This window comes from Halomonas sp. ATBC28 (assembly GCF_005937175.1).
Taxonomy (GTDB): Bacteria; Pseudomonadota; Gammaproteobacteria; order Pseudomonadales; family Halomonadaceae; genus Vreelandella; species Vreelandella titanicae.
The window spans coordinates 63060-86685 of sequence record NZ_VCQL01000007.1 but is presented as its reverse complement, the minus strand read 5'-3'; the positions used below and the strand labels follow the sequence as shown (position 1 = coordinate 86685).

At 56.7% G+C, this 23626-nt stretch carries 25 protein-coding genes and 1 riboswitch; of the genes, 13 read left to right on the top strand and 12 right to left on the bottom strand.

The annotated features are described in order from the left end of the window. Positions 1-195: 195 nt before the first annotated feature. From cas6f to cas1f, 7 genes are all read right to left on the bottom strand, one after another. Positions 196-765 (bottom strand): type I-F CRISPR-associated endoribonuclease Cas6/Csy4, encoded by a 570-nt coding sequence (cas6f, locus tag E0L35_RS09670; protein WP_009288124.1) that lies wholly within the window; start codon positions 763-765, stop codon positions 196-198. A gap of 3 nt (positions 766-768) precedes the next feature. Continuing rightward, complete coding sequence (csy3, locus tag E0L35_RS09665; protein ID WP_138800131.1) at positions 769-1794, bottom strand: type I-F CRISPR-associated protein Csy3; 1026 nt, start codon at positions 1792-1794, stop codon at positions 769-771. 15 nt (positions 1795-1809) lie between these two features. Next, positions 1810-2778 (bottom strand): type I-F CRISPR-associated protein Csy2, encoded by a 969-nt coding sequence (gene csy2, locus E0L35_RS09660; RefSeq protein WP_138800130.1) that lies wholly within the window; start codon positions 2776-2778, stop codon positions 1810-1812. Then, positions 2771-2905 carry a hypothetical protein gene (locus E0L35_RS26840; protein WP_283241536.1) on the bottom strand — a complete coding sequence of 45 codons (135 nt, stop codon included), beginning with the start codon at positions 2903-2905 and terminating at the stop codon, positions 2771-2773. Before E0L35_RS26840 ends, csy2 begins: the two co-directional genes overlap by 8 nt. 6 nt (positions 2906-2911) lie before the next feature. Next, on the bottom strand, positions 2912-4153 hold the full coding sequence (csy1, locus tag E0L35_RS09655; protein WP_249362119.1) for a type I-F CRISPR-associated protein Csy1: 1242 nt from the start codon (positions 4151-4153) through the stop codon (positions 2912-2914). 427 nt (positions 4154-4580) lie between these two features. Next, entirely contained in the window at positions 4581-7925 is a 3345-nt protein-coding gene (cas3f, locus tag E0L35_RS09650; RefSeq protein WP_138800129.1) for a type I-F CRISPR-associated helicase Cas3f, read from the bottom strand. Continuing rightward, positions 7925-8950 carry a type I-F CRISPR-associated endonuclease Cas1f gene (gene cas1f, locus E0L35_RS09645; protein ID WP_249362118.1) on the bottom strand — a complete coding sequence of 342 codons (1026 nt, stop codon included), beginning with the start codon at positions 8948-8950 and terminating at the stop codon, positions 7925-7927. Before cas1f ends, cas3f begins: the two co-directional genes overlap by 1 nt. A gap of 128 nt (positions 8951-9078) precedes the next feature. On the opposite strand from cas1f, the gene E0L35_RS09640 reads away from it, so the two are divergent. The 5 genes from E0L35_RS09640 to E0L35_RS09625 all read left to right on the top strand — a co-directional run bounded on the left by E0L35_RS09640 (position 9079) and on the right by E0L35_RS09625 (position 12757). Next, complete coding sequence (locus E0L35_RS09640) at positions 9079-9762, top strand: hypothetical protein (protein WP_138800128.1); 684 nt, start codon at positions 9079-9081, stop codon at positions 9760-9762. A 155-nt stretch (positions 9763-9917) separates the two neighbouring features. After that, on the top strand, positions 9918-10067 hold the full coding sequence (locus tag E0L35_RS26255) for a hypothetical protein (protein ID WP_162836274.1): 150 nt from the start codon (positions 9918-9920) through the stop codon (positions 10065-10067). After that, a complete protein-coding gene (locus tag E0L35_RS09635; RefSeq protein WP_035539377.1) occupies positions 10064-10798 on the top strand; it encodes an ABC transporter ATP-binding protein in 735 nt (244 codons plus the stop codon). Before E0L35_RS26255 ends, E0L35_RS09635 begins: the two co-directional genes overlap by 4 nt. Further along, positions 10782-11672: a metal ABC transporter permease gene (locus tag E0L35_RS09630; protein ID WP_009288130.1), complete on the top strand. Its 891-nt coding sequence runs from the start codon at positions 10782-10784 to the stop codon at positions 11670-11672. The genes E0L35_RS09635 and E0L35_RS09630 overlap by 17 nt, the downstream gene beginning before the upstream one ends. Before the next feature lie 35 nt (positions 11673-11707). Beyond that, a complete protein-coding gene (locus tag E0L35_RS09625) occupies positions 11708-12757 on the top strand; it encodes a zinc ABC transporter substrate-binding protein (RefSeq protein WP_138800127.1) in 1050 nt (349 codons plus the stop codon). A gap of 23 nt (positions 12758-12780) precedes the next feature. On the opposite strand, the gene E0L35_RS09620 is transcribed toward E0L35_RS09625, so the two are convergent. Continuing rightward, positions 12781-13653, bottom strand: coding sequence for a LysR family transcriptional regulator (locus E0L35_RS09620; protein WP_283241535.1), 873 nt, complete (start codon positions 13651-13653; stop codon positions 12781-12783). A 161-nt stretch (positions 13654-13814) separates the two neighbouring features. On the opposite strand from E0L35_RS09620, the gene ampC reads away from it, so the two are divergent. Further along, entirely contained in the window at positions 13815-14978 is a 1164-nt protein-coding gene (gene ampC / locus E0L35_RS09615; protein WP_212751675.1) for a class C beta-lactamase, read from the top strand. A 192-nt stretch (positions 14979-15170) separates the two neighbouring features. Continuing rightward, positions 15171-15836, top strand: coding sequence for a cupin domain-containing protein (locus E0L35_RS09610; RefSeq protein ID WP_022520852.1), 666 nt, complete (start codon positions 15171-15173; stop codon positions 15834-15836). Here the strand turns inward: E0L35_RS09610 and E0L35_RS09605 are convergent. Together E0L35_RS09605 and gloA are read right to left on the bottom strand one after the other, a co-directional pair. After that, positions 15833-16201 carry a DUF6164 family protein gene (locus E0L35_RS09605; RefSeq protein WP_022520853.1) on the bottom strand — a complete coding sequence of 123 codons (369 nt, stop codon included), beginning with the start codon at positions 16199-16201 and terminating at the stop codon, positions 15833-15835. The genes E0L35_RS09610 and E0L35_RS09605 overlap by 4 nt on opposite strands. 9 nt (positions 16202-16210) lie before the next feature. After that, positions 16211-16747, bottom strand: a complete 537-nt coding sequence (gloA, locus tag E0L35_RS09600; protein WP_009288132.1) for a lactoylglutathione lyase — start codon at positions 16745-16747, stop codon at positions 16211-16213. Between the two features lie 244 nt (positions 16748-16991). On the opposite strand from gloA, the gene E0L35_RS09595 reads away from it, so the two are divergent. From E0L35_RS09595 to E0L35_RS09570, 6 genes are all read left to right on the top strand, one after another. Then, positions 16992-17336 (top strand): hypothetical protein, encoded by a 345-nt coding sequence (locus E0L35_RS09595; protein ID WP_022520854.1) that lies wholly within the window; start codon positions 16992-16994, stop codon positions 17334-17336. Positions 17337-17390: 54 nt separating this feature from the next. Then, a riboswitch (TPP riboswitch) is annotated at positions 17391-17489 on the top strand. Positions 17490-17512: 23 nt separating this feature from the next. Next, positions 17513-18322 (top strand): hydroxyethylthiazole kinase, encoded by an 810-nt coding sequence (gene thiM / locus E0L35_RS09590; protein WP_138800124.1) that lies wholly within the window; start codon positions 17513-17515, stop codon positions 18320-18322. Further along, positions 18312-18944 (top strand): thiamine phosphate synthase, encoded by a 633-nt coding sequence (gene thiE / locus E0L35_RS09585; RefSeq protein WP_138800123.1) that lies wholly within the window; start codon positions 18312-18314, stop codon positions 18942-18944. The genes thiM and thiE overlap by 11 nt, the downstream gene beginning before the upstream one ends. After that, the gene (locus E0L35_RS09580) at positions 18941-19861 is read left to right on the top strand and encodes a LysR family transcriptional regulator (protein WP_138800122.1); all 921 of its coding nucleotides are present in this window, start codon (positions 18941-18943) and stop codon (positions 19859-19861) included. The genes thiE and E0L35_RS09580 overlap by 4 nt, the downstream gene beginning before the upstream one ends. Positions 19862-19939: 78 nt before the next feature. Next, entirely contained in the window at positions 19940-20377 is a 438-nt protein-coding gene (locus E0L35_RS09575) for a DoxX family protein (protein ID WP_051052153.1), read from the top strand. A gap of 92 nt (positions 20378-20469) precedes the next feature. Then, positions 20470-21207, top strand: coding sequence for a class III extradiol ring-cleavage dioxygenase (locus E0L35_RS09570; RefSeq protein ID WP_138800121.1), 738 nt, complete (start codon positions 20470-20472; stop codon positions 21205-21207). Here the strand turns inward: E0L35_RS09570 and yegQ are convergent. Together yegQ and E0L35_RS09560 are read right to left on the bottom strand one after the other, a co-directional pair. Further along, on the bottom strand, positions 21200-22591 hold the full coding sequence (gene yegQ / locus E0L35_RS09565) for a tRNA 5-hydroxyuridine modification protein YegQ (RefSeq protein WP_138800120.1): 1392 nt from the start codon (positions 22589-22591) through the stop codon (positions 21200-21202). The two genes, E0L35_RS09570 and yegQ, sit on opposite strands and share 8 nt — an antisense overlap. Before the next feature lie 140 nt (positions 22592-22731). Next, positions 22732-23607, bottom strand: a complete 876-nt coding sequence (locus E0L35_RS09560; protein WP_027958798.1) for a DMT family transporter — start codon at positions 23605-23607, stop codon at positions 22732-22734. Between the last annotated feature and the right edge of the window lie 19 nt (positions 23608-23626).

Sequence of the window (23626 nt, the reverse complement as noted above, 5' to 3'; positions counted from 1 at the left end):
AAACTCATAATTAAAAACTTGATTTATGTATGTATTTTATGGGGTAAGTTCTGCACGGCAGCGCACTAGAGCATATCAAAATTAATGTGCTGATTGTTAAAGAGCTTTAGCCAAAAAAAGCGGTATCACCCTTTTTCGAGCGACACCGCTAAGTGATTGATTATTGGTCGCCTATTTTCATGTTAGAAAAAAGGGTCAAAACCACGGCACTGTGGCGTCAGGGCTTAAGCCATAGTGATTAAACGAACCCGCCACCGGTTTTTCCTGAGGCTTGCCGTGTTCAATAAACAGGCTAAAGCGCTGCTGGGTGGAGCGGCTGTTTATTTGCACGAAGGGTAGCTCAATGCGCCGCGCCGCTAGCTTGGCATAAATCTGCTGCGCTTCATCTTCCGAAATGTCATGCCGCTTGGCATAGCGTTTGGCACGGCTTGGGCTGCCCGTATTGAACTGCTTGCGCGCCACGTTGAAGTGCTGAGAATTGGCGGGCACGGCAAGCACCTCGCTGACTTGGGTGTGATCACGCATGCCGGTTAGCCAGTCAGCGCCCATCAATTGCCCCAGCCGTGCCTGAGTGCCATGCAAACGCAGGTGATCACCTAATGTACGAGCACGGACTCCATGCTTATGGCCTGGAAAGCTAACGCCTAAATCCGTTGCCTGTAGGTCGAATAGCGCCCGGTGCAACTTGTTGTAAAGCGCACCCATCAGCATCGCCGGGGCAAAGTCAGGGTCAGGCCTAAGCCGAATATCAATATAGTGATCCATGGCTTACCCCGCTTCGCCGAAGACACCGCCACGGATCAGTGTTGCCATCACAAAGTGCTGATCTTCCTTCGTAGGCACTTGATCCTTGATCATCCAGTTATCCAGCAGTGAGTAGAAATCGGCCTTCTGCTTGGGCTGGCGGTACGCTTTGCCCTGGGTGGTCACTGAGCCATAAGGCTCGACAGCAATAGGCCCGAGGTCATCATCGTTTTCATTGGGGTACCAAGTGTCGATGGTGCGAATGGCATTACCCAGCTTTTGCGAGTGAATACCGGCAATATCGCTGACGTGATAAAGCGTTTTGCTCTTATCGCCACGACCCCGATCAAGAATCAGCTCTTGGGACGGAAACACCTCTTGGCCGCTACCCATACGCACATAGGCAACCACCTCAAGCAGTAAGTGCTGTTCACCCGCCAGCGCTGCTGCGATAACACTGGCAAGCTCTTTAAGCTCAGCAGTGTCCTCGAAAGCCCGCAACGAGAGCGACAGTGCATCAAAGTTCCACTCTTTAGTGGCTTTGCCCTGTGCCAGTTGGCGAATACTTACCTCTACTTGCTCTGCCCCCATACGGTTGCGCCACAAAAAACGCCCATTGGCGAGATTATTGGCGTACCGCTGGGCCAGCTCGCCGAAGCCTTGCGCTTGCTTATATGCGGCGACGGCTTGTTCCAGCTTGGCTTGGTATTCGGCGTTATTGCAGGCGGAGGGCGTCCCGGCACCGGCTAGCACTCGAAGGGTGAAACGAGCTACCAGGGTGTCAGCATCGTGGGGAAGTGTGGCGACATCCACCGTTTGCAGGTTGGGGGTTTCAATCTGTGCATCCAGCTTGGCGGGATCTTGGTCTTTCGCTTTTAAGCGGTTGGAAATAGTGCCGCGAACCGATTTTTCACGCACCACGACCGGCTGCCATTGCTGTTCATCTTGCCGCTTATCCCAGTTGCTGGCGTATAGCAGCGCATCGGAAGGGTCGAGCTTGCGCTCAAAAGCGAGGACGGAAGCGGTTTTAAGGGTATCGTTTTTAGCCATGATAAAGCTCCTTGTTTACTGTGCTGAGGCGCGAAGGTGGTAATCGTTATTGAGACGGTAAAGCCCCGCTTCTTCGTCGTTATCAACGTACCAAAGCAGGTCTTCAGGTTGCTTCATGCGGTGCGGGCTGACCCATTCACCAATGGAGTAGAGGCTTTCGACAAAGCGAAACTGGGTCATGGTATCGCGGGCGTTAGCCACTTCTCCGGGCTGGAAAAGGTCGGAAATAGCGCCATAACCAACTGGAATCGGCACAAGCCAGCCGCGATAGGGCCGCTGCGCCTGCCAAACGGGCTTCTCGTTGGGTTCACCTTCATTCTCTAACGTGCAAACATGGTTAAGACGAGAGAGGTCTAACCACGCATCCAGCAAACTGGCCTCAGGGTTGTGTTTTTGCAGCGTTGTGAGGTGTTCGGTGAGGTAGTCATCGCGCAGGGTCAGCGCAAAGCCCGGCAGCCAGCGGCGCTTCAGTCGAGCGAACTGCTTGTAGCGTTCATCTTCGTTGTCATCAAGCATGACCCATTGCGGGCGCTGCTTATGGCTCGGCACGTTGCGATTGGGCACCACACTGCCACCGGCAATACGCATGCCCGATACAGTCTCACTGATTTGGTGGGCGATATCCTCATGCTCGCTTTCTGCAGTGCCGGTATCAATCGCGAAGATCAGCGTGATATCCAGATGGATACGCCCTTCTTCTACAATCGCTGCCGTACCACCGGTTTTGTCCACCGGGTTGCGCGTCAGGTGAAAGCCACGAATGTAACCACCTTCAGTGGTCTGGGCTTCAAAGTCGTGGCAAATAACCCCAACGCGACCTAACGAAACGGGAAGACTCGCCTCTGCTAACTTCCGCTCCAGAGCATGCATCAAACCTACAAAAGCACTCATGGCAGGAAAGCCCCAGGTCATTGGGCTGGAAATCGCGTTGGCGTTTTGTACCCGCAAGCGCGGTAGAACCAGGAGGTTTTTCACTTCACTCATCGTCATCACCTCCTGGCAGGTTGTGTAAGTCTTCCATTAGGCTTTCCATCCATCGACGGTCACGATCCTGCAGGCGTTGATGGGTAGCATCTTTCGCCAATGTTTTCTGCCAGTGGCGAAATTCCACATCGCCTCATGGAAGCTTTTCACCCAACGCCGCATTGAGCCAGTTAGCAAAACGGTGGCGAATCTCTTCTGCCCACTCCACGCTGTTTCGAGCTTCACGAAAAGGAACATCCTCTTCAGCGCGGCCAGGATCTAGCCAGAAGGCTTCTTCGGCGACCAATTCACATTTTTCATCGTCGCTCCAACCCGCAGGTAGGCTATGCATCTGCATGGCAAACAGCGCTAGCTCGTCCATCAGCATGGCCGTGTAGTCATCGCGCAGGTCTCGGGTGTGCATATCTGTGGAGGGATCGGTCTCCAGAAAGCGCTTGAAGTCTTTAACAAGGGAGCGCACTTCTGACCGGCTGCCAAATACACCAGGGTGAGAAAACACAGAGGCTACTTTTAGCGGCGGGCGAATATCACTCACATTCCAGCTAGGCGGAAGCGATGCCAATAAATAATTGTTACCACCCCGCTCACTATTAAGTTGCGAGATATTTTGCGGCTTGGTGCCGCCCATTTTTTGTACGGCTAGGTTGGGGTAGCTGTGCACAGGTTGCTCAGCGTATTTACCTTCCCGCTTGGCTTTGCGTGAGTCTTTGGCCTCTTCGCTAAAGCGGTCATGGTTAATGGTTTGAAATACACGATGGGCCAACGAGGTGGCATAGAGCGGGGCTAGCAAACGGAAGTTATCGGCGTCATTTTCTAGCTCTGCGGCATCATCACCCACCAGCCAGTAGAGCTGTTTGCCGCGGGTATGTGAGGCGTGCTCGCCACGCGGTTCGGTAATCGCGGCAAAGGCATTGATCCACGCCTGGGCTTGTTCGGGATTATCGCTTAAAGCTTTGGCAAACTCGCTATCGTTTTCTAGTGCACGCTCAAGCAGCGATTTTCCTTCGAACTGCAGCTTCAAGAACTTATATACATCCAAGGCTGCGGCGTTCCCCACGACATCGCCCGCAAAATCAGCGGGTAGCACATGACTACCCACTAGGTTGTGGGCATGTAGCGATTCGGGTGGGGCGTAAAGATTGGAGCCTTTGGCATCGGGGTGGATAGGTTTTAGCGAGTGGGTGACGACTTGCAGTTGACCAACGCGCCTTGCCGCATCGTTGACCCAGGTATCGAATTGAAATTGCTCAACCAATGCCTGGTATTTTGGATCGTCGGGAGCTAGCTTTTCCGCTTTTGTATCGAAGCGCTCTTTTAAAAAGACTTCGATCAATGCTCGGAGTTGCTGCCAACTTCCGCTAGGAATGGTAGGCATTATTTATCCTTACGAATTTGGGAATCACTGAAATTCGTGCCAAAATAAGCCCCGAGGCAATACGCCTCGGGGCATCTGGCAGGCCAATCTAAAAGTCGGCCTCAAAATATTATGTTTACATGATAGCCAATCATGCTCAGAACCCTCCTATCTGCTCTGACCCTACAGATTTGGGTAACAGCGACGCATAAATATGTTTCAAGCCAGCCAAGGTGGTGTGCTACCACCCCTTGGCTAATTTGATACTAGGTCATCATTTTAAAATCATCAACCAGTTTATTCATTATAGTAATTATAAGATAAAATGACTTTGACTGTCTGTATCGCTACCCTATCTACGTTGCCGCCCAGGCAGCTTAGAAAAGTTTCTTCATTAGAGTAATGTGCGCTGCCGCCCAGGCAGCGGGCCGGTGTCTATCACCGGCCTTCATTTGCTCCGCCAAAATCCCAACACCGGGTGATACCCCCACCGCTGGTTTCTAGCCGAGGCGGTTACCGTGCCGAAGGTACGCGCGGCGCGATCAAGGGAGATATCCAGGTCTTCCGCTAAGTCAGCCAGCGCCGTTAGGTAATCACTTGCACCCCAGGGTTGAATCCGCTCACCCTGCTCTTTTGCTAGGTTTACCCGCACCAGCAGGCTTTCTTCCACCGGAACGTAGAGCTTTTCGCCTCGCCTTGCGCCATCGTCTACGCGATGTAGCGTCCAGGTTTCGCCGCCCTCGTCCGGCAACAGCGCTAGCGTTATCTCGGGTTCGAGCTGCTTGCGAAATGGGTCACGCTGAATCAATACACCGGTTAAATGCAGTTGCGGCATCCCATGCCAGCTATAGGCTCCCAAGGGCGGTGGCTTGGGGGTTTTACCGATTCGTAGCTCTTTTTTGGTTAACGGCTCGGCGGGCTGCTCAATCATCAATTGGTGCAGCCGCTCGTGCTCCAGGTCTACCAGGCTATCTTTGGCGTGGAGCGTTTCTCGCGCCAGCACGCGGGGGCGTGCATCGATCACCTGATACTCATCTGGCGTAAGAAGTGTGTTAAGTGAGTGGCTATTAAGACGCCAGGCCATCTTCGTTTCGAAGCCTGGCTTATGAAAAGCGGGTTCATCCCCGCGCTCCAGGTGCTTTAGGTTGGTCTCAAGGAGCAGAATATTCGCCACCTCGCAGGCCTGCTCACGGTGACGGCGCACCCGGCCCGCTAACTGAATAATCGAACGCATGGAGGACGGTTCAACAATCGCCCAATCATAATCGTGGTCGCGACCCACTTCCGTTACCGGCGAGCCAAGCACAATAAACAGGTGGTCGTTCTCTTCGCTGCTATCCATCAGGCGGCGGATATCCGGCTGCTGGAATACGCGATCTGGCTCAGCCCGTTGCAGTGTTTTATCTAACCGGCGTTCAATTTCTGAGCGCATGACCAAGGGGTGGCGGGAATGGTAGACGCACAGATGTAGCCGTACACCTTCAGAGGCGCCCTGCTGAAAAAGTGCTCTGGCTACGTCCACCAAGGGGTCGATATTGGCCATACGAATAAGGCCAAAGCTGACGCGTTTGCCTGTACACGGATCAAGCGTGTGGTGCTGCTCATGGAGTGTTTGCGCATGAGTGCGCAGCAGGGTCGCTATCGCGGGCCTGATCTCTTCGGGGCGTTTTCCCAGCGATGGTAACGTTAAAATATCCGCCCGGCGGCGTACTGGACTTTTGGCTAGGCGCTCTAACCGACGCTTGGCAAAGGCGTTGTGAGCCGCCTGAAAAGTTTCACTACTGGCGCAGTTGTGATGCTGCCGGTCGTGCTCGTCGAACCAAGCGCAGCAAATATCGGTCGCTAATCCCGGCTCGCCGCGGTGGCGTTGGAAGGCTTCACGACCGCTACGATAGGCTTCATACAACCCCTCCACCAGCGCAGGAGGCAAGGTGGCCGATGAAAGCAGTACCCGTGAACCTAGCAGCCCAGCCCAATTGACGAGCCGGGTAAGCGCAGGCAGGTCGTTGATATCGAAATCGTCGACCTCATCCAGCACTAGGTCACTGCTCATTAGGCGCAGCATGGGCACGATTTGACGCCCGCCCCGGGTGCTCTCCGTGGCAGGCACAAGATGATCAACGGTACATACCAAAATGGGGGCGGCAATCAGCGCGCGGGTGCCCGGCTCATCGCTCAAACGACGCAGCACGGGGTGGCTATCAAAATTGCCGTCAAACACCACGTGGGCATCTTCTTCTATCAGCGCCTGATTGGATGCCGAGCCGCTAGCTTCGGCTTCCTGCTCGTAGTGCTCAAACAGGGCTTGATTCGCACTGCCACCTACCCGCACGGCGAGTTCATCTTCGCCTAGATGCAGACGGTCACGTAATGCTTGGCCAGTTTGCAGAGTTAGGGTGCGCAGCCCTAGGGCTATGCTAAAGCGCGCGCCCTGCTGGGGGTCGGCCAGCGCGTACATAATGCGGCCATTCGCTAAGGTTTTACCACAGCCGGTGGATGCCATATTGATGCCAAAAAAGCCCTGCCGTTGGCTACGTTCCCTAAGCGATTGGGCCAGATCAAAGGCTTTATCCTGCCAGCGAAACCGTGGGTGACTGCTGCGTTTACGGAAGCCTTTATGGCGCGCTAGACGGGGTAAGTGACTGTCTACACTGGGCAGCGCACGGGCGACCGCGGCGGCATGTTTTTCAACCCCCAGAATATGCTCATCCAACGGCTGATTGGGCTTGCCGGTTTTGCGCACGGTATTGGCAATTAGCGGGTAATTGGGCTCGCCGCGAACGCGATGCTGAAGGTCTTCAAGGCTGGAGTAGTGGTGATCGGCCAGCATTAAGCTAAGCCGGGCTAAGTGCATAACGTAGCGGCTTTCCAACCAGTGCTCGCCATTTTGCAGTCGCGCCTGTAACCGCGTGGCAAGCTTTTTAGCACGATCACGCCAACGTGGGGTGCTAACGGGCAATCCGGCCTTGAACTGCCAGTAGGGCGCGATGCGTTTAGAGTCTTGCGTTTCAGGAATCTCGTTCCACTCGGCATGAATGGAAGCAAACAATCCGCCCAGTTGTTCTGCCTGAAGTGGTGCGTTTCCTCTGCCCCAGCGCCTTTCATTTTCGCCAACTTTTTCCGGCGGTTTTAAAGGTAGCCGGTGGTGGCTAAGCACCAGCCAACCAAGTGCAGCAGCCAGCGGCGGTAAGCGACTAAACACCGCTGAGGCGGGGGCATCTATCCCGTCGCGCTCTAATCCATCTAGCCAGTCCTGCTCTTGATAGCTGCCTTCGGCCAGACGCGCCAGCCAGGTGGCGTCGTCATCGTTCCCCACGAATGCTTGAAACAGGCGCAGCGATATCCACTCATGACGGTATAAGTTGCGACCTTCAAGTTTGCCTTTTAGCCGCTGCTGAAAGGCGTCGCAGGCTTTTCCCAGGTCGTGCAGTAGCGCTGCCAGGGCGGTGAGCAGAAGAATATCTTCACCGTTGTGCCAGTCGTTTTCATCCTGGCGGCGAAGAATATCGCGGGCAGTGGTGTTGGTCGGCACTGCTCCCTGGGTATTAAACCGCGAGGCATCCCCCACCACCCACATCAATTCACTATGGTCGTGGCCACGAATCCAATGGCAGGCAACGGCGGTATTCTTGCGGGCGGTTTTACGCAGCAATTTGCGCAGGGTATCCAGCCCGGCCTGAGTGATAGGCGTTTGCCAGGTTCGGTCGCCACGGCGTTCGGCAAACTGGTCGAGTATGCGACGGGTTTGTTTAAGGGCATTTTTGTTGCACTGGGAGATCAGCAGCACGTTCATTACTCGCCGCTCCCCAGCTCTTTCCCCAGTTCATGCCCCAGTTCCTGGGCAACTTCCTTGAGCGTATCAATCATAAAGTCGAGGGATTCGGTGCGAGTTAAGCGCTCGATGCAGGCTTGGCGAAACTCCTGCTCTTCATCACCGCGCATGGCGGAAATAAACGCCTGAGGCAGAATCACCGCGTCTTTCACTAAGTCCGCCACATCAAAGACTAGGCCGCCCCGGCGGGTTTTGCCGTGGAGTACCGCCAGGCCGTGGGGAATGCCCAACACCCAGGTGGCGGTCGCCGCTAGGCCATAGGCGAGGTAGTTGCCGTGATCGAGAAAGCGGTTGGCAGGGTCGGTGCCGGTACCGCGTTTGGCGCGGCTGAAGTCGCCGTAATCGACAGCGTTCACCGCCAGCTTGAACAGCGTTTTGGTTAAACGCGCTTCTAGGGTCAGCAGGTCAACGGTGCTGGGGGCTTTGTTGATTGCTTCACGGTGGTGGCTCAGTGCGCTGTGCAGGTGATCGGTGGAAATACTAAAACCAGCGTCTTTCATCACGCGGCTTGTCCACAGCGATTCAATACGCGCCAAACGCGCCTGCTGAAATGCACGGGCGGCATCCAGGCGTTTTACATCATCAAACCAGAAGCGCACCCAGTATTGGAGATACTCCGTGGGTCGATACTCGCTTTGCGGGGTCAGCCAGGCGACATCCACATCAACCTCATTGGCAGCAAATAACGGCGTACCGCCCCCACCACAAAACCCCACCAGCACCCCAGCTTTCGCCAATTCGCGCATAGCCGCTTGGGTAATCGAGGTGCCAGTACCCAACAGTATCGAGGTGGTGTTGGCAATGGGAATATTCCAGTATCGGGATTTACTGCCCTCATCGGTGACATACTCCACTCGGCCACCGTTCACCAACACCCGGCAATGCTGCAGGTAATAGAGGTTGGCACGCTTGGAATGAAGAATGGTTTTTAGGTCACTGGGCGAAAAGTCATCCATGCGGCGCTCCTGATTATCGTCTTCCCCCATCTAACCATCCTTCACCCCGCAGCACCATTGACCTTAGTCATACTTCACCACCCCTGAATCCCCCCACGTCTCATTTGTTTTGCGTGCTACGCTTAGCGCGACTGCTCCCCCTATATAGGCACTTCACCATGCATGCTTTTCGTCTTCTTGCCGCGCTGGTTACCACCTTGGTGATCACTCTGCCTGTCTCGCTACAAGCACAAGCCCAGACCCAGGCACAAACCGGCGAGCAGTGGAGTGAGTACGATGATGTGTTTGAGAACGGCGCCAGCCACGCCAATATTTGGCAGTGGGGTTGGACGGGCATTTACGCCACCAGCCTGTCGGTAAACGCTTACCAATCCAGCGAGGCGAGCGATCCGGATGACCGCTTTGATGCACGGGTGGGTGTGGTGAAATCAGCGCTGGCCTTGGGTGGTATGCTGACCGACCGCCAGCCGCACCCCGAGGCACTGGCCGAATATGAGCGTTTGAAAACCAGCGGTGATTTAAGCGGCGTGCAGGCACTGGGTTTACAGCTCGCCCAAGCGGAGCGTGAGCGCCGCGGCTGGGGCGCCCGGGTGAGCTCACTTGTGGTGAATGGCGTGGCGGGTGCAGTGATTGCCGCCGATGGCAGAGAAAGTGATGGTGCTATCAACTTTGTTACCGGCATGCTGGTGAATGAGCTACAAATTTGGACACAGCCGAATCAGGCGTCTTCTGCGATTAATCGCTTCCAACCCGCTAACCTATCGCTGGGGCCGATCACTATTCCCGGTGAATACGCGCTGCATGTAGCGCCGCAGCAGCTAGGTGCTACCTGGCGCTATTGATACACCCTACGGTTATTCCCTTAAAGCGCTGGCGACGGTTTTCCGCTAGCGCTTTATCGTTGCTAGCGCGGCGTGAACGAGTAAAATACTCAGCAATTTTTTGGCTTTGACAAACGTTATGTTATAACCTATTTGAAATTATACGAGGCCGCTTGATGAGTGAGCATACGCACCGCCATAACAAGGAGGGCCCCTGTCACTTCTCCTTGATGTCGCTATCAGCTGTTAAACGGCTGCTGTTTGTTGCCGTGCCGCTATTGGCGTTGTGGGGCTTGGTGGTTTGGGCTAGCGGGTGGTTAGGATGAGTCAGCGCTCTTTATCACGCTTACAGCTGCACAACCTGCACTTGGCCCAGGCGCGCCGCACGGTGCTGGAACATATCGAGGGCGACTTTAAGCCGGGCGCGATTACTGCGCTGATTGGCGCTAACGGCGCCGGTAAAAGCACACTAATTCAGGCCATTATGGGCGAACTTCGGCCCATTAGCGGCGAAGTGGTCTGCACCGTCGCGAAAGAGCGCCGCGCGTGGTTGCCACAGCAGTTGGCGCTGGATCTCACCTTCCCGATGAGTGTGGAAGAGTTAGTCATGACCGGCAGCTGGCCCAGCCACGGCGCGCTAACCGGCTACTGTGCAGGGCACTACCGTAAAGGCCGCGAGATTATGGCGCGGCTGGGTATTTCGCACTTGGCCCACCGCCCGCTGGGCGAACTTTCCGGAGGCCAGCGCCAGCGTGCACTGATCGGCCGTACGCTGATGCAGGAAGCCGAGCTACTGCTGCTCGATGAGCCATTTGCCAACGTGGATAGCGAAACCGTGGATATTTTGATCCGCATCCTGCGCCAAATGGCGGACGACGGCGCGACGATCATTGTCGTGCTGCACGATATGGATCACCTGCGCCGCCTGGCCGATGAAGTGCTGATGCTAAACGGCGGCCATGGCCGTTGGGTGGCGCCCAGTGCGCTGACCCATCAACACGCACCCGCTCAGGTAGTGCCGTTTACCATGGGAGGACGCCATGCTGGATCTGCTTAATGCGTGGTTTGTCAGCCCGTTCGATTACGGCTTTATGCGCCGCGCGGTGGTGGGTGGTTTGGCGCTTTCGTTGGCCGCGCCGCCGCTGGGTGTGTTTTTGGTGCTACGCGGCATGAGCCTGATTGGCGATGCCATGGCCCACGCGATTCTGCCCGGCGTCGCGCTGGGGTTCCTGCTGGCAGGTTTTTCGCTGCCGATTATGAGTATTGGCGGGGTGTTGTTTGGGTTAATGGTGGCGCTGCTGGCGGGGGCGGTCTCGAAAATGGGCGGCCAGCGCGAAGATGCCGCCATGGCGAGCTTTTTTATTATCTCGCTGGCCGCAGGCGTGATGCTGATTTCGCTGGGCGGTAGCAGCGTTGACCTTACCCATGTGCTGTTCGGCTCGATTCTGGCGATCAACTCCACCGCGCTGTTGCTAATCGCGGGTATCAGTACGCTGATTGTGCTGACCCTGGCAGTGGTGTTTCGCGCCCTGGTAGTGGAGTGTTTGGACCCGCTGTTTTTACGTGGCCAAAGCCGCCGCAGCGGTTGGGTACACAGCGTTTTCCTGGGCCTGCTGGTGCTGAACCTAACCGCCGGCTTTCAAACCCTGGGTACGCTAATGGCGGTGGGACTGATGATGCTGCCCGCCACCTCGGCGCGCTTTTGGAGCAAACGCCTGGAGGGCTTGATCGGCATCGCGATTGTGCTGGCCATGGTAGCGAGCACCGGTGGCCTGCTGCTCTCTTTTCATCTGGATATCCCCTCTGGCCCGAGCATTATTCTGCTGGCGGGGTTCGGTTATCTCTTTTCGGCCCTGTTTGGTCGCTACCACAGCTTGGCAGCCAAGCTGCGGCGTAAAACAACGCCGCTTGAAGTGGAGCAAGGGGCTTAATTATCAGTCTTCATGCTTATCGTAAGGAGTGTTGTATGTCGCTTGCCTATTTATCATCTCGGCCTTCGCGCTGGTTAGTCGGTGTTTCCGCGCTGCTGGCGCTGCCTGCTGCCATGGCTAATGAGCGCGTGCAGGTGGTGACCAGTTTCTCTATCCTGGCGGATATGGTCGAAAACGTAGGCGGCGAGCATGTCGAGGTGACCCCGCTGGTGGCTGCCGATGGCGATGCCCACGTTTACTCCCCCAGCCCCGGCGATGCACGCTCCCTGGCCAATGCCGATTTAGTCGTTTTCAACGGCCTGCTGTTTGAGGGCTGGATGGAGCGCCTGATTAGCGCCAGCGACTACAACGGGCCGATGGTCACCGCGACCGATGGTATTGAACCGCTCTCTTTCGCTGCACATGAAGAGCACGGCCATGATGATCATGACGAGCACGACCACGAAGAGCATGCCGATGAGCACGCGGGGCATGACCATGGCAATCAAGATCCTCACGCCTGGCAGGATATGCACCAAGCCGAGGTGTATATCGCCAATATCCGCGATGGCTTAATCGCCGCCGACGCAGATAACGCCGATGCCTACCGCGCCAATGCGGAGCAGTATTTACAGGAAATGGCCGAGGTAGACGACGAGATTCGTGCGCTGATTGACGAGATCCCGGCCTCCACCAGCGTGATTACCGGACACGACTCCTTTGGCTACTTCTCAAGCGCCTACGGGGTGACCTTCCTCTCTCCGGTAGGGCTTTCCACGGAAGCCGACCCCAGTGGCGCCAGCATGGCGGCGCTAGTGGATGTGATTGAGCAGGAGAACGTGAAGGCGCTGTTCCACGAGAACATGACCAACCAGTCGATCATCACCCAGCTCGCCGAAGAGACCGGCCTGCCCATTGCGGGCACGCTCTACGCCGATGCGCTGGCAGCAGAGGGCGAAGCGAGCATTTATCTGGGTATGATGCGCCACAATGCCCACGTGCTGCACGACGCGTTGGCCCAGCCGGGTCATAACGACCACGACCACGACCACGACCACGACCACGACCACGACCACGACCACGATGATCATGGTCACAGCCACTAAGCAGTTAACGTCAATAGTGCTGCTCAGGCATTAATGGCCGTGAGCAGCCATTCCCGGAAGGACACCATGGCGTGGGTTTCGGGGCGTGTCTGCAGGCGAGTCAGCCAGTAACCGCCTAGGCTAACAGCGGTGTCGAAAGGCTGTATCAGTGCGCCGCTGTTTAGTTGGCGGGGAAACATCAGCGGTGGCGCCAGCGCCACGCCTGCCCCTTGTAGGGCTGCTTCCACCATGGCGATGGAAGAATCAAACACAATGCTGTTGGTCATCGGAAAGCTGCGTGGTAGCCCTGCCGCCAATAGCCACTCTGTCCATTCATCGGCGCGATAAGAGCGCAGCCAAGTTTCCCCCAGCACATCGGCTGGGGTGTTAAGCCGCGCGGCGATATCAGGTATGCACATTACCGAGAGTGACGCCGGTAGTAGCGGCTGCGCCGCGGTGCCATGCCAGGCCCCTGTGCCAAAGCGGATCGCAAAATCCAGCCCCTCGCCGGCAATATCCGCGCGGTTGTTATGGGTGGAGAGCCGTAAATCGACGTAAGGGTACTGGCGCTGAAAGTCTCCCAGTCTCGGCAGCAACCAGCCGACGGCAAAAGTCCCCACCACGCCGACGTTTAATACCTCCCGATAGCTGCTCTCGCCCACCCGCTCCAGCGTGTGGGCTATCTGGTCGAATGAACTCTTCAATACCGGCAGCAGCAGCTCGCCCTCCTGGGTAAGCATTAGCCCCCTGGGCAAACGCTTGAACAGCGGCACCTTCAACAGCGTTTCGAGCAGCTTTACCTGGTGGCTTACCGCCGCCTGGGTCACATGAAGCTCTTCTGCCGCGCGAGTAAAGCTTAAATGCCTGGCCGACGCCTCAAACGCGCGCAACGCCTTCAACGGCAAGTAGGGACGCACCAACTTGACCCCCAAATTTTTCTAATGGCTTATGCAAAATATCGCTGTTTGTGAATTGCCGCAGCGCGCCGTAAGTTAACCCCTGTCACAGGCTTTGCGTCTGGAAATAACTCTCCGCCCTCTCTTGGTATTAATCACAACAGGATTTTGGTATGCATAAGATGTTAGCAGCAAACTGCGGCCTTATCATGACAGGTTCGCTTCTACTCAACGGCACTGCATGGGCTTCCGGCACGCCTGAAAGCGCCGATATTGAGGCCCTGGTGAACGATACTATCGCGCCTTTGATGGCCGAGCACCGTATCCCCGGCATGGCGATTGCGCTGAGCATTAACGGCCAGCAGCACTACTTTAATTATGGCCTCGCTAATCAAGAAGCGGGGATTCCGGTCACTGATGAGACGCTGTTCGAACTCGGCTCTATCAGCAAGATTTTCACGGCTGCACTCACTGGCTATGCCCAGGCTAGCGGCGCCCTCTCGCTTTCCGACCCGGCCAGCCACTACCTGACTGAACTTGAAGGCAGCGCCTTCGATGAGATCACGCTGCTGGAACTGGGCACTTACACGGCGGGCGAGCTGCCGCTACAGTTCCCTGAGTCGGTCCAAAGTGAAGAGACGATGATCGACTATTACCGCCAGTGGCAGCCTGAATCCGCCCCTGGCAGCCATCGGCTCTACTCCAACCCGAGCCTGGGCCTGTTCGGTTATCTCGCCGCACAAAGCCTTGGTCAGCCCTTCGAGATGGCGATGGAGGAGGCGCTGTTTGCCCCGTTAGGGCTTGAGCATAGCTACTTTCAGGTGCCTGAAGCGCAGCAGGCAAACTATGCCTACGGTTACTCTAAAGAGGATGAACCCATTCGGGTGAACCCAGGCATGCTGGATGCCCAAGCCTACGGATTGAAATCGACTGCCGCAGACGTACTAACGCTGGTGGAAGCCAATATGAGTGGTGCTGAGCTTAATGAACCACTAAGCCAAGCCTTGGCCGCTACGCGCACGGGGTACTTTGAGGTCGGCGATATGACCCAAGGACTCGGGTGGGAAAGCTATGCCTACCCGGTGGCGCTCGATCAGTTACTGGCAGGGAACTCGCTTGAGATGATTTTGCAGCCCAACCCTGCCAACCGCTTAACCCCACCGCTAGCCCCCAGGCAGGAAGCGCTCTATAACAAAACCGGCGCTACCAACGGCTTTGGCGGCTACGTGGCTTTTGTACCCAGCGAGCAAATCGGCATTGTGCTGCTGGCTAACCGCAACTACCCCAATCAGGCGCGCATCGAAGCTGCACACCATATTCTTACCAAGCTGACTGAAGCGCCCTAAGCAAGCAGCCAGACAACCTGATGCCGCCTTCGTGAACTGCACCCCAATCGTTGGATATTCATCCAATGGTTGGGGTGTTTTTTTATGGCGATATAAAGAAGATCAAACAACCGAAAGTTGCATTTTTTGCTGTCGATAAGGAGACTAGCACCCTCCCCCGTCACTTACCTTCACTGCGAAGAGCCCTTTCCCATGCGTCTAAACGCCGATTTTAGCCACTTTGCCTGTGTTACCCCGGAAGAGTATCAGTGGGTCGATTCCCCCAGCGCGGGGGTAGAGCGCATGATGTTTGACCGGATTGGTGATGAAGTTGCTCGCGCTACTAGCCTTGTGCGCTACGCCCCCAATACAAAGTTTGAGCGGCATACCCACGGCGGTGGCGAAGAGATTCTGGTATTGGAAGGCGTGTTCGCCGATGAGCATGGGCGCTACGCGGCGGGCAGCTACTTAAGAAACCCCATTGGCACCGGCCATACCCCGCAAATTGGCGAGGAAGGCGCGCTGATATTTGTCAAACTGCACCAGTTTGACCCCAACGACACGCTACAGTTGGCAGTGCCAGCGCATCGGCTGCCCTGGCAGCCTGATCGACGCCCGCGCATTGCCTATAAAATGCTGCACACCTACAAGCAGGAGCGCACCAGCCTAGAGCGCTGGTCGGCGGGCACCTCCATTACCTACCCCACGCTGCTGGGCGGGCTGGAGTTTTTGATTCTGGAAGGCACACTGAGCGATAGCGAACAGAGTTACACGGCAGGCACCTGGTGCCGCTACCCCAGCGGTTCTGCTCCGGCACTTACCGCCGGTGATGATGGCGTCATGATGTACCTCAAACGCGGCCATCTGCCAGCCGCTTAGCTTCGCGACATACCCAGGAACGGCAGCAGCGTAAGGGCGGCAATAAGCCCCACTGCTAGCAGTACTAACACGACCTGCACCGGGTGAGCGGCCAAACGACGCCACAGCGTCTCCGCGTCACCCCGCTCAACCGCCGCCTGGTGCTCGCGTTGGGCGCGCTCAAGGCGCTCCGCCTGGTAGGCTTCTAACGCCGCGATGGCAGCGTCGTGCTGATGTGGATTGCGCAGCCAAATCGCGTCAACGCCCAGGCGGAAAAAGCCCGCCTGGGTTTCATAGGTATCAAAGCCATGGGCAGCGAGCAGGTCACGCACCTCCATGGCCTCTTCGTCGGTCACATGGCGCAGCCGGAACAGTAGTTCAGCCATTGGCGTGCCTCAAGAGTCGCTCTTCCCCACCATCAGGTCTGCCTGAATCACTTCGATCCAGTAGCCGTCCGGGTCTTTAACGAAGATAACATCTTTCATCTTGCCCTGATCGGAGCGTTTGACGAAGGTGACGTCATGCTCGTCGAACCACGCCTGGGCCGCTGCCAAATCCGGTACGTTGAAGCAGATATGCCCAAAGCCCTGGGGTTCGGCATTGCCATCGTGATAGGCGAAATCTTCCTGGTCTTCAGTCCCCCAGTTGTGGGTCAGCTCCAGCAGCCCTTTCTGGCTAAACGTCCAGGCGGTACGCGCTTGTGCATCGTCCGGAACGCTGTCGCTGGGTTCCAGGTTGGCCAGGAAGTAGAGCGAGAACTGCATCTCTTCGAAATCCAGCCGCCGCATCACCTGCATACCAAACACTTTTGAGTAGAACGCCAATGCCTGCTCAGGGTCTTTCACCCGCAGCATGGTGTGGTTTAAACGAAACCCTTGAGTTTGGGGCGGCGTAGCCACGACGCCGGGATGCTGCTCGCCTTGAAAACTCATTTTGCTCTCCTATCGCTGATGTTGATCATTGAATCCATTGAGCTTCACGTACCGCTTACCATGGGGGCTTTATGGCCATAATAACAGCCCTTACAAGCACGTAGGCAGTGTCGTATCGAGGTGCCGATAAGCGCACTGGCAATACTAAACAAAAACCCTACACTTATTCTTCATAAGCTTTACAAAAAGCAGTTCCCGCAACATGAGTGATGCCCCACCTTTGAGGCGTCTACAGGAGTTTTCCATGAGTGCGATCGATATGACGCTGGGTGACCACCTGACGCTAAAACAGCTTTCCAATGCGCTTCACAACGGTTTTTCGCCGATTGTTGAAGTCGAGTCGATGGATGGAATCTACAAAGTGCGTTTTCACCATGCTAACGGCGTGTCTGAGCTGAGCGATAACAAGGGCCACGTCAGTACTTTTCTGGGCACGGGCGAAATCCGCGATACCCTGGGCCAACTGGGCTTGACCCACGGCGTGCTAACCTTCGCCGACCAGTGTGGTGACGAGATGATTGGGGTCGAGGGTAAAGCGATGACACCTGATGAAATGCTTACCTACGGTACGCGTATTTCGTTTCGTTAGATTGCTATCGTCCGCATCCGGGGCTTTACAGGGCTACTCCAGGCAAGGATAGTAATCCCTCGACAGGGGCGCCCTCCGTTACGGTTGGGCTGAGAAGCACCCTTTGAACCTGAACCGGATAACACCGGCGTAGGGAGTCGTGGTAACGCTTACCACCTCCCTGCCGGGAGGATGCTATGACCCTACGCCCGCTTGGCGATTACCTTGAGACGCTACGCTCAGTGACACCGCTGGTTCACTGTATGACCAACTATGTGGCCATGAACAGCACTGCCAACCTGCTGTTAGCCACCGGCGCGTCGCCCGCCATGCTGCATGCGCCTGAAGAAGTGGCTGAATTCACGGCTATCTCCGCGGGGCTGTCGATTAATATCGGTACGATCTCTGCCCACTGGGCTGACGCTATGCTCACCGCCACAGCGACTGCCGATCAGCATGCCATTCCCTGGGTATTAGATCCCGTCGCCGTTGGCGCCACGCGCTATCGCCAAACGCTGTGCGCGAAGCTGCTGACCGCTAAACCCAGCGTGATTCGTGGCAATGCGTCTGAAATTCTTGCCCTTAACGGTTTAGCTAGCCAAGGCCGTGGCGTGGACGCCACAGCCGCCACCGACCAAGCCGTGGACGCTGCAATAGCATTAGCGCAAAAACACGGCTGTATTGTCGCGATGACCGGTGAAAGCGACTGGGTGACGGACGGCACACAGCACTACCGCATTAACGGTGGCCATCCTTTGATGCCCCGCGTAACAACGCTTGGCTGTGGGCTGAGCGCGCTAGTGGCGGGATTTGTGGCTGCCAACCGCGATGCCCCACTGGGTGCAACGGTAGCCGCACTGGCCTGCTTTGCGGTCACAGGGGAGCGTGCGGGCAGCCACGCCAACGGGCCTGGTAGTTTTCAAGTGGCGCTACTGGATGCGCTGTATCAACTCACCCCTGACGACCTCACTACTTATGCCCAACTGGAGGCAATCCATGCCGCTTGATCTATCGCTCTACTTGGTCACCGATGCCACGCTCTGCCGAGAGCATGGTTTGGAACAAACGGTTGAGGCAGCGGTAAAAGGCGGTGTCACCATCGTGCAGTTGCGTGACAAGCATGCCAGCGACGAACAGATGATTGCCCAAGCCAAACGGTTAAAAGCGCTTCTGGCGGGCACCGATGTCCCGCTGATCATTAACGACCGTTTGCAGGTGGCACTAGAAAGCCAGGCAGATGGCCTGCATGTCGGTCAGAGCGACGCAGCCGTTCAGCAAGCGCGCCGGGTGCTAGGTGAGCAAGCGATTATTGGCCTGTCGATCAATACTATCGCCCAGCTGCAAGTCTCTCCGTTTGAGCTACTCGATTATGTCGGGATTGGCCCCGTGTTTGCCACCGAGAGCAAACAAGATCACGCCCAGCCCATCGGCTTTGGCGGTTTAGCGGCGCTGGTCAAGGCGTGCCCACTGCCCAGCGTGGCCATTGGTGGGCTGAAAGCGGATCATGCGATTAGCGTACAGCGCGCGGGAGCGAACGGTTTAGCGGTGATATCGGCCATTTGTGGCCAGCCTGACCCTTACCAGGCAGCGCGCGCTTTTCAGATTTTCCAAGCCGATTCGGCGTCATGAATCAGTTAGAGCATATCGTCGCTTTTGTGCGGGTAGCCGAGTTGGGTAGCTATACCCGCGCTGCTGAAGCGCTGGATATTTCCCGCACTCGCGTATCCCGCCAGGTCATGGCACTGGAAGAGACATTGGGCGCGCGACTGATACAACGCACCACGCGACGACTACATCTCACTGAGGCCGGAGAACGCTATCTAGTCCGCGCCCAAGGGATACTGCAAGCGCTCGATGAGGCCGCCGCCGAGGTGGGCCAAGGTACCAGCGATGTGCGTGGGCGGCTGCGCGTTAATGGGCCGATGAGTTTTGGCACCCGCTACCTGGCGCCACTCGTCGCCCAGTTTATGCATACCCACCCGGCGCTGGAAGTGCGCCTGGATTTGAACGACCGCCGTGTCGACCTGCTTGAAGAGGGTTACGACGTAGCGATCCGTATCGGCAGCCTGCCTGACTCCAGCCTGGTGGCGCGCCGACTGACGCGGTGCCGCCTACTGTTTTGCGCCTCGCCTGAATATCTTGCCAACCACGGTGAACCCGACAGCATTCAAGCCCTTGCCAAGCACCACTGCCTACGCTACCGCAGCGGCCAACAGAGCGCTGACTGGAAGATTGCCACGCAGTCATTGACGGTCAATGGCCCACTGGAAAGCAATAACGGCGATGTACTCACCCACGCCGCGGAAGCTGGCCTGGGCATCGCTCAGCAGCCCAGCTTTCTGGTCACAGAGAGTATCGCCAGCGGGCGTTTAGTGCCCATCTTGACCAATGAGCCAGCGGTACGGCTCGATGTTCATGCCCTCTACCCCGCCCGGCGCTACCTGCCCGCCAAGGTGGAGCGCTTCATCGACTTGCTCACCGAGGCGTGGGGCGATCCGCCAGTTTGGGAGCAGAACATTGGATTGTCGCCAATAACGCAACAGTGATGTGCAAAATACGCTGATTATCTCGATCTTATCCGGCTGTAAAGTAGCGTCATTAACCACTCGATGGAAGCTACTACGATGACAACGCATACTCACTCTGCCCCCTCTCTACAGCCCTCTGTACAGCACTCTTTACAACCCCAGGCCATCTCGCTACTGCGCGTCGCACTGGGTGTGATGGCCCTTGCTCACGGTTTGCTCAAGGTGTTTGTATTTACCCTACCGGGCACCGTCGGCTATTTTGAATCACTGGGTTTACCAGGGTTTCTGGCCTACTTGACCATTGCCGCGGAAGTGGGCGGTGGAGCCGCCCTGATTCTGGGTGTTTACACCCGCTGGGTGAGCCTGGCACTGGTGCCGGTACTGCTCGGCGCTGCTTGGGTGCATCTTGGCAACGGCTGGATGTTCTCAAATGCCGGCGGCGGTTGGGAATTCCCGGTGTTCTGGACGCTGGCGTTAATCGTGCAAGCGGGCCTGGGCAGCGGCCGCTGGGTGCTAAGTAACCGATTCGCCTAACACCTAAAACTATCGCCTAAAACTATCGCCTAACCCTATTGCCAGCGCTTGCTTACCGCCAGCGTTGGCCATGCTGCTGAGGAGACTCACTCATGTTACCTAGCCTGTTTATTTCCCATGGTTCGCCCATGCTGGCCCTCAATAAAACCCCGGCTCATGCCTTTCTACGCGAACTGGGTAGGCAGCTTGCGCCCAAGGCGGTGGTAGTGGTCTCAGCGCACTGGGAGAGCCTGGCGCTCAAGGTCAGCATCAGCGCCAAGCCAGAAACCATTCACGACTTTGGCGGCTTCCCACAGGCGCTTTTCGAGTGCCAGTATCCTGCCCCGGGTGAGCCGGAACTGGCTGAACGGCTGGCCGTGTTACTGGGCGCCGAGCGGGTAGAGCGCGGCCTGGATCACGGCGCCTGGGTGCCCCTTTCACTGATGTTTCCTGACGCCAATGTGCCGGTTGTCTCGCTGTCACTTCCGGTGCGCTGGAGCAATGCGGAGCTGGCCACGCTGGGCGAGCGCCTGTCGGCTCTGCGGGAAGAGGGGATTTTGGTGATCGGCTCGGGCAGCCTGACCCATAACCTGTATGAAATCATGCCCCAGGAGAGCCCTATGCCTTCCTGGGTAGGTGTATTTGCCACTTGGGTGAGCGACCGCCTTATCGCCAATGATCGTGAAGCACTGCTTAGCTGGGAGAACGCACCCAACGCGCGGGAGAACCACCCGACCCCTGAACACTTCCAGCCGTTACTGGTGGCCATGGGGGCAGGAGGTGACGCAAAACAGCTACACCACAGTGTGGAGCACGGTGTGCTTGCAATGGACGTTTATGCGTTTAGCTGATCGCTACCCCTAACGATTCAGGTTGTGCTGCTCTGGAAGGCTTGAGATCACGCATTAACAGCGCAAACTCAAGCTGTTCAGGGGTAATGCTGACCTTGGGAACGGGGATTCGCACGCGATGCCCAGAACCAGGTGCTGCGCTCTGCGCTTCACCTCGTAAGTTCTCGATATGCTCGAGCACGAAGCGGTGATTGCCACCTGGCAGCATCAGCTCCATGCCATCCCCTACTTCAAAGCGGTTTTTAACTTCTACCTCTAACCTGCCACGAGCCGGATCAAAACCCAGCACTTCACCGACAAACTGTTGGTGAACGCCGATGGAGTTCCCCTGCTCATAGCTTTGGTACTCACCGTGCACATGGCGTTGATAGAAGCCCTCGGTGTAGCCTCTATTCGCCAGGTTCTCAAGTTCATCCATTAGCCGTTTGTTAAAGGGGCGCCCAGCGACGGCGTCATCAATGGCTTGTCGATAAACTTGCGCTGTACGCGCGACGTAGTAATAGGACTTGGTGCGTCCTTCAATCTTTAGTGACGCCACGCCCATTTGCGTCAGCCGAGCCACGTGCTGCACCGCGCGCAGATCCTTGGAGTTCATGATGTAGGTGCCGTGTTCATCTTCATGCACAGGCATCAGCTTGCCAGGGCGGGAAACGTCTTCAATCAGCGCCGAAAGCTCATCTGGGCTGCCGGCCGCAGCGCTACCACTTCCTTGGGCGGCTATTAAGTCGCCCGTGTCATCGTGGGTTGCCGCTATGGTGTTGTATTTCCAGCGACACGCGTTGGTGCAGGTGCCTTGATTAGGGTCGCGATGATTGAAATAACCCGACAGCAGGCAACGCCCTGAATAGGCGATACACAGTGCGCCGTGAACAAAGGTTTCGATCTCTAAGCCTGGGCACTGTTCGCGTATTTCGCCGATCTCTTCCAGTGATAGCTCCCTAGACAAAATGATGCGGCTGATACCCTGCCGCTGCCAGAATTGGGCGGCAGCCCAGTTGACGACGTTCGATTGCACCGAGAGGTGGATAGGTTGATCCGGCCAGCGGTCACGAACCATCATAATCAAACCGGGATCCGACATAATCAGCGCATCGGGCCCTGCCTCGATCACCGGCGCCATATCCTGGAGATAGGTTTTCAGTTTGCTGTTGTGAGGGGCAATATTGGAGGCAACGTAAAACTGCTTGCCTCGGGCATGGGCATACTCGATACCACGATGTAAGTTATCAATTTTAAAATCGTTGTTGCGCACTCTGAGGGAATAGCGCGGCTGCCCCGCGTAAACCGCATCGGCCCCATAGGCAAAGGCGTAACGCATGTTCTTGAAGGTGCCTGCAGGGGAAAGTAGTTCGGGAGCTTGCTTCAGTCGTTCGGGGGCTTGCATAGACAGTCACCGTAATCAGGACGATGGCTCGCAGCGGACTGCGATGAAAGGCCAGGATTATAACCAGCCCAAACCCGCCGTTTTGGCAAGCTCACCGCTTCCGTGACCTAGATCAAAAAGTGGCGGTAGAGTGACGTCAGTTAAGCGGTAGGACGACGTTTAAGGGTTGTCCTACGGTCGTGATACGCCACCGCTAACCCGCTGCCCATTATCAAGGCACTGCCTACCCAGACCCAGAGATCCGGCATTTCGCCCCAGAACCACCAGCCCAGCAGTACCGCCCAGAGCATAGCGGTGTAATCAAACGGCGCGGCGATGGCCGCAGGGGCAAACCGGAAGGCCAAGGTGATAAAAGCGGTGGCCGCAACGCCCAATACTCCCGAGGCGAAAAAGCCTACCCAGTGCCACGGCTGGGGTGTCTGCCACACCCAGGGCAGCGTTAGCGCGGTCACCACCAGCGGCACACAGGTCATGTAAAACAGCATTGCCCAGAGGTGTTCGCGGGCGCCGTAGCGCCGGGCGGTAATCATCATCAGCGCATAGAATAGCGCCGCCCCCACCAATACCAGCGCGCCCATCTGAAACGCATCGCCGTTGGGCCGCACCACGATCAGCACCCCCGCAAACCCCACCAAGGATGCGATCAGCACCGGTGGATCAATGCGCTCACCCAACAATGGCACCGAAAGCAGGGTCACAAACAGCGGCGCCACAAAGGCAATCGCCGTGGCCTCCGCCAGGGGGAGCAGCGTTAGCCCCCATACGAAACAGACCATGGTGGCGGTATAAATCAATCCGCGCAGCAAATGGACACCCGGCCGTTTCGTACGCAGCTTGCGTAACCCACCGGCAAAATGGGCAAGCAGCGCAATCAGCGGTAGCGATACCAAGGCACGGAAGAAAATAATCTGCAGTGGCGAGTGCACTTCACCTAACCACTTGGAAACAGCGTCGCCTAGGGCGAGGAAAAGAACGCCCAAACACATGCAGAGTATGCCTTTCAGCGAGGTTGTCACCGCGATCTCCCTGTTCACT

Coding starts and splice junctions, on each gene's coding strand:
- cas6f (WP_009288124.1), bottom strand. CDS start 765: ATGGATCACTATATTGATATTCGGCTTAGGCCTGACCCTGACTTTGCC.
- csy3 (WP_138800131.1), bottom strand. CDS start 1,794: ATGGCTAAAAACGATACCCTTAAAACCGCTTCCGTCCTCGCTTTTGAG.
- csy2 (WP_138800130.1), bottom strand. CDS start 2,778: ATGAGTGAAGTGAAAAACCTCCTGGTTCTACCGCGCTTGCGGGTACAA.
- csy1 (WP_249362119.1), bottom strand. CDS start 4,153: ATGCCTACCATTCCTAGCGGAAGTTGGCAGCAACTCCGAGCATTGATC.
- cas3f (WP_138800129.1), bottom strand. CDS start 7,925: ATGAACGTGCTGCTGATCTCCCAGTGCAACAAAAATGCCCTTAAACAA.
- cas1f (WP_249362118.1), bottom strand. CDS start 8,950: ATGGGGGAAGACGATAATCAGGAGCGCCGCATGGATGACTTTTCGCCC.
- E0L35_RS09640 (WP_138800128.1), top strand. CDS start 9,079: ATGCATGCTTTTCGTCTTCTTGCCGCGCTGGTTACCACCTTGGTGATC.
- E0L35_RS26255 (WP_162836274.1), top strand. CDS start 9,918: ATGAGTGAGCATACGCACCGCCATAACAAGGAGGGCCCCTGTCACTTC.
- E0L35_RS09635 (WP_035539377.1), top strand. CDS start 10,064: ATGAGTCAGCGCTCTTTATCACGCTTACAGCTGCACAACCTGCACTTG.
- E0L35_RS09630 (WP_009288130.1), top strand. CDS start 10,782: ATGCTGGATCTGCTTAATGCGTGGTTTGTCAGCCCGTTCGATTACGGC.
- E0L35_RS09625 (WP_138800127.1), top strand. CDS start 11,708: ATGTCGCTTGCCTATTTATCATCTCGGCCTTCGCGCTGGTTAGTCGGT.
- ampC (WP_212751675.1), top strand. CDS start 13,815: ATGTTAGCAGCAAACTGCGGCCTTATCATGACAGGTTCGCTTCTACTC.
- E0L35_RS09610 (WP_022520852.1), top strand. CDS start 15,171: ATGCGTCTAAACGCCGATTTTAGCCACTTTGCCTGTGTTACCCCGGAA.
- E0L35_RS09605 (WP_022520853.1), bottom strand. CDS start 16,201: ATGGCTGAACTACTGTTCCGGCTGCGCCATGTGACCGACGAAGAGGCC.
- gloA (WP_009288132.1), bottom strand. CDS start 16,747: ATGAGTTTTCAAGGCGAGCAGCATCCCGGCGTCGTGGCTACGCCGCCC.
- E0L35_RS09595 (WP_022520854.1), top strand. CDS start 16,992: ATGAGTGCGATCGATATGACGCTGGGTGACCACCTGACGCTAAAACAG.
- thiM (WP_138800124.1), top strand. CDS start 17,513: ATGACCCTACGCCCGCTTGGCGATTACCTTGAGACGCTACGCTCAGTG.
- thiE (WP_138800123.1), top strand. CDS start 18,312: ATGCCGCTTGATCTATCGCTCTACTTGGTCACCGATGCCACGCTCTGC.
- E0L35_RS09580 (WP_138800122.1), top strand. CDS start 18,941: ATGAATCAGTTAGAGCATATCGTCGCTTTTGTGCGGGTAGCCGAGTTG.
- E0L35_RS09575 (WP_051052153.1), top strand. CDS start 19,940: ATGACAACGCATACTCACTCTGCCCCCTCTCTACAGCCCTCTGTACAG.
- E0L35_RS09570 (WP_138800121.1), top strand. CDS start 20,470: ATGTTACCTAGCCTGTTTATTTCCCATGGTTCGCCCATGCTGGCCCTC.
- yegQ (WP_138800120.1), bottom strand. CDS start 22,591: ATGCAAGCCCCCGAACGACTGAAGCAAGCTCCCGAACTACTTTCCCCT.